Raw genomic sequence first — 4,513 nt, forward strand, 5'->3', positions numbered from 1 at the left:
GCCCGGGCCCCCGTCCGTCCCCGGCCGGCCGGGCCCGGCCGCCCGGCCCGCGGCGGGGCACGGCAGGCGTGCGTCGAGCACGGCGGGGCGCGCGGTGCTTCGTACACCACGGCCGGGTCGGAGGCGGTGCGGCGGACGGGTGGCTCCACGGGCCGCCCGGCCCCCGGACGGAGGGGCGGGGGCCGGGGGAATCCGCAGGTGGGCGGCGGCGGGCCGGGAGATCGCCGCGGCAAACCGGCGCACCGGCGCCCGCCGGCCCCCACCCGCACCACCGGGCGCCGCCGTCCCACCCTTGGCCCCGGCCCCGGGGACCCGCACGATCTCAGGTGTCCGGCGGCCCGCCGCCCGGTGCGGTGCGCAGCAATGGGTAGTCGCCCCCATTGATCCCCGCACCGTTCCGGAGGTCCGCTGGACACCGCCCGCGGCCGCGCTCCCCCGCCCCGCCCCGTCCCCACCCACCCCCACCCGTCGAGTGAGCAAGGCCAGGTGAACGGCATGCACGACCCCCACGAACCGGTGCACCGGGTGTCCCGGCGGTCCGCGATGTACCTGCGGTGCCGCCCGTACGACCCGCAGGAGGCCGACGACGTACGCTCCGCCATGGAGCACCTGGCCCACCGCCTCGCGCTGCCCCGCCCCGACGTCTACGCCGACCACGGCCTGAGCACCCGCGGCCCGCTGCCGGCGCTGGCCAGTCTGCTCACGGCGGCCGAGCGCGGCTGGGTGGACGTGGTGCTGGTGCCCGGCCCGTTCGTGTTCTCGCTCGACGACCGCGCGGCGGCGAACACCGTGCGCCGCCTCGCCCGGGCGGGCTGCCAGGTCGTCGAGGCCCCGGGCCGGGTGGTCCGCCCGGCCGCGCCGCGACAGACGCCCGCGCGCGCCCGCCTCACCGCTCCCGCCGCCCCGGTGCCGCACGCCGACGGCGGACCGGTGGCGTCCGGGGCGCTCTGAGCGGGTACGCCCGGCCCCGGTCGACGGGGGCGGGGCGGACACGGGCATCATGGGGACATGTCCGCTCACACTCCCTGTTCCCCCGGCCTGGCGTGGTGCCGATGAACCGGCCGCCGGCGCCGGACGTGCCCGGGGGCCGCGGCTTCGTGGGGCGGGTAGGGGAACTCGCCCGGCTGACCGAGGGGCTGACCCGGCCGCCGGCCGTGCTGCTCGTCGAGGGCGAGGCCGGTGTCGGGAAGTCGCGGCTGGTCGCCGAGGCGGTGCGGGCCCTGGAGGGCACCGGACGCGCGGTGCTCCGCGGCCGCTGCCACCCGCTGCGCGAACCGGAGCCGTTCGGCGCCGTGGTGGACGCCCTGCGGGACGCCGCCGCCCTGCTGCCCCCGCCCGGCGAACTGCCGCCGAGCACCGGGGCCCTGCGCGGGGTGCTGCCGGACCTCGCCGACCGGCTGCCCGCCACGCCGCCGGACGGCGGGGAGCTGGTGTCCGCCCGGCGGTCGGCCGCGCGGGGGCTGCGGGCGCTGCTGGCCGCGCTCGACGATCCGGTGCTGGTGGTCGAGGACGTGCAGTGGGCCGACGACGCCACGCTCGACCTGCTGCTGCGGCTGGCCCGTGATCTGCCGCCGCGGCTCTCCCTGGTGGTCACCTACCGCCCCGAGGACCTGCCGCCCGGCGTCCCGTCGCCCGCCGCCGCCTACCGCGGCGCGCCGGGTGCGCCGGGGAGCGGCGCGGACGTGGTGCGCCTGGAGCCGCTGGACGCGGCGGAGGTGGCGGAGCTGGCCCGGGCCGCACTCGGTCCGGCGGGCGGCACCGAGCTCGCCCGGGTGCTGCACGCGCGCACGGCGGGCCTGCCGCCGGCCGTCGAGGAGGAGCTGCGGGCCCTGACGGGGCGTCCGTCGCCCCGGCGGGGGGCGGACCTGGCGGTCCGGCTGGCTCAGGCCGACCTCCCGCGCGCCCTGGCGGACGCCGTGACCGGGCGGCTCGCCGGGCTCGGCCCGCAGGCCGCGGCCGTGGTCGATGCGGCGGCCGTGCTCGGGGTGCCCGCCGACCAGGACCTGCTCACCGCGGTCGCCGGGCTGGACGCCGGGGACGGTGCGCAGGGCCTGGCCGAGGCGCTGCACCGGGCCGTCCTGCACGAGACCTCGCCGGACCGCTACGCCTTCCGCCATCCGGCGGTCCGCCAGGTCGCCCACCGGCGGATCGCCGGGCCCGGGCGGCGGGTCCTGCACCGGCGGGCGGTCGCCGCGCTGGAGACCCGCGAACCCCGCCCGCTCGCCCGGATCGCCGAGCACACCCTCGCGATGGGCGACCGCGCGGCCTGGCAGGACCTCGCCCAGGCCGCCGCCGACCAGGCCGTCGCGCTCGGCGACCCGGGCGGCGCGCGCCGGATGCTGCGCAGCCTGCTGGACGAGCCCGACCTCGACCCGCGCCGGCGCGGCCGGGCCGCCCTGGCGCTGGCCCGGCTGGCGGCCGACGACGTGGACCCGGCGGCCAGCGTGCAGGTGCTGAGCGGCATGGTCGCCGATCCGCGGCTGCCGGTCGCCGACCGCGGCGAGATCCGGCTCGCGCTCGGCTTCCTGACCGCGGTGCACAGCGGCAACCGGGCCGGGTTCGACCGGATCCGGGAGTCCCTGGAGGAGCTGGAGGAGCGCCCGGTGCGGGCGGCCCGGGCCATGGTGGCGATCTCCATGGACGAGCGCGACGGCGCGGGCCGGCACGCCTGGGAGTGGCTCGACCGGGCGGATCGGCTGCTCGCGGAGCACCCGGACGAGGACGTGGCCGCCGCCGTGCGGGCCACCTCGCTGACCTTCCAGGCCCGGGCGGGCGATCCGGCGGTCTGGGGCCGGCTGGACGAGCTGCCGCGCGCCTCCGAGCGTCCGGAGGTGATGCGCCAGACCACCCGGGCGCTGTACAACACCGGCGAGATCGCCATCGAGCTGGGCTACGACACCCGGGCCGCGCACCTGCTGACGGAGAGCCGGCGGCTGGCCCGGCTGACGGCCATCCCCTATCTGGAGTGCTACAGCCGGCTGGCGCTGATCCGGCTGGACATGCTGGCCGGGCGCTGGGACGGGGTGGAGCAGCGGTTCGCCGCGCTGGGCGCGGAGTTCGACGACCTGGCGATGGCCGGGGCCGAGCGCGCGCTGCTGTTCGGGCGGCTGGCGGCGGGGCGGGGCCGGCTGGCGGTGGCCCGGGAGGAGTTCACGGTCGCCGCGCGGTACGGGCAGCGGGAGTCGCAGGTGACGGTCGCGCTGCGGGCGGCCGCCGGGCTCGGGGGTCTGCAGCTGCTGGAGGGCGACACCGCCGGGGCCGCCGCCACGGCCGGCCCGGCGCTGGCGACCGCGCGCCAGGCCGACGCCTGGGCGCGCACCGCCGAGCTGTTGCCGGTCGCGGTGGAGGCGCTGCTGGCGACGGGCGCGCGGGCGGAGGCCGGCGCCGTCGTCGAGGAGGCCGCCGGGGCGCTCGCCGAGCGGGGCGCGCCCGCCGTGTCGGCGGCGCTGGACCTGGCCCGGGGGCTGCTGGCGGCGGCCGGCGGCGGGCCGGGGGCGGTGGAGGCGTTCACCCTGGCCCGGGACCGCTGGCAGGACATCGGGCGCCCCTACGAGGCGGCGCGGGCCGACGAGCGGATCGCCGCCGCACTGGCCGCCGTCGACCGCACCCGGGCGGCGGAGCGGATGGCGGCCGCCGAGCGGGTCTACCTCGGCCTGGGGGCGACCACCGACACCGCCCGGTGCCGCAAGCTGCGCCGGGACCTCGATCTCGGCGGGATCGGCTCGCCGGGGCGGCGGGGCTACGGCAAGCAGCTGTCGCCGCGCGAGCGTCAGGTGGCGGAGCTGCTCGCCCAGGGCGCCGCCAACCAGGACATCGCCCAGGCGCTCTTCCTCTCGCCGCGCACGGTGGAGCACCATGTGGCGAACGTGCTGCACAAGCTGGGCACCGGCCGGGCCGGGACGGCGCAGGCGCTCGCCCGGGCCGAGGCCGAGGCCGGGGAGGTGTCGGACGACGGGCCGGCGCCGGGCCCCTCATCGTTCCCGGGGAGCGATAGGTAGTCACCCGCATTGATCCGGCCGGGCCGGGCGGGTTCCCTGGTGGTCACCGGCGAGCGAGCGGGGCAGCCGCTCCCCGACCAGGAGGGATCCCAGGAGATGAGTGCACGTCACCACGCGCCGAGCGCGACCGCCGTCGAGGCGTCGGACGGAGTGGCCCCGGCGGGGGCCACGGTCCGGATCTCCCCGTCCCCCCGCCGGGCGGGGAACCATCCGCTCGCCCTGGTCCGGCTGGCCCGGCTGAGCCGTTCCGGCCCCGCGCACTGGGCGCACTGAGCCCGCCGGTCCCCGGCCCGCCGCGTGCGGGCGGCAGGCCGGGGACCGGCTGATCACGGAAGGACCAGGCCCTGTCCGGGCGATCGGACAGGGCCTTCGCCGTGTCCGCGGGCCGGTCGCCGTCAGCAGCCGACCGGCACGGTGAGGGTGGCGGTGGCGGGCGGCCAGCCCCGTTCGGTGGTCTCCAGCGATCCCGTGACGTTCGCGCCGCACGGCGCGGTGACGGTGAGCCCGCCCACCGC

3 protein-coding genes are annotated in these 4,513 nt (G+C 79.8%); all 3 read left to right on the forward strand.

Going from position 1 to position 4,513, the window contains the following annotated elements; translation table 11 throughout:
* Positions 1-495 precede the first annotated feature (495 nt).
* The 3 genes from ACFXAM_RS35735 to ACFXAM_RS35745 all read left to right on the forward strand — a co-directional run bounded on the left by ACFXAM_RS35735 (position 496) and on the right by ACFXAM_RS35745 (position 4,271).
* Positions 496-951 carry a hypothetical protein gene (locus ACFXAM_RS35735; protein ID WP_380297744.1) on the forward strand — a complete coding sequence of 152 codons (456 nt, stop codon included), beginning with the start codon at positions 496-498 and terminating at the stop codon, positions 949-951.
* Positions 952-1,052: 101 nt separating this feature from the next.
* The gene (locus ACFXAM_RS35740) at positions 1,053-3,998 is read left to right on the forward strand and encodes an ATP-binding protein (RefSeq protein ID WP_380297746.1); all 2,946 of its coding nucleotides are present in this window, start codon (positions 1,053-1,055) and stop codon (positions 3,996-3,998) included.
* Positions 3,999-4,094: 96 nt separating this feature from the next.
* A complete protein-coding gene (locus ACFXAM_RS35745) occupies positions 4,095-4,271 on the forward strand; it encodes a hypothetical protein (protein WP_380297748.1) in 177 nt (58 codons plus the stop codon).
* The last annotated feature ends 242 nt before the right edge of the window (positions 4,272-4,513 follow it).

This window comes from Kitasatospora sp. NPDC059462 (assembly GCF_042749955.1).
Taxonomy (GTDB): Bacteria; Actinomycetota; Actinomycetes; order Streptomycetales; family Streptomycetaceae; genus Kitasatospora.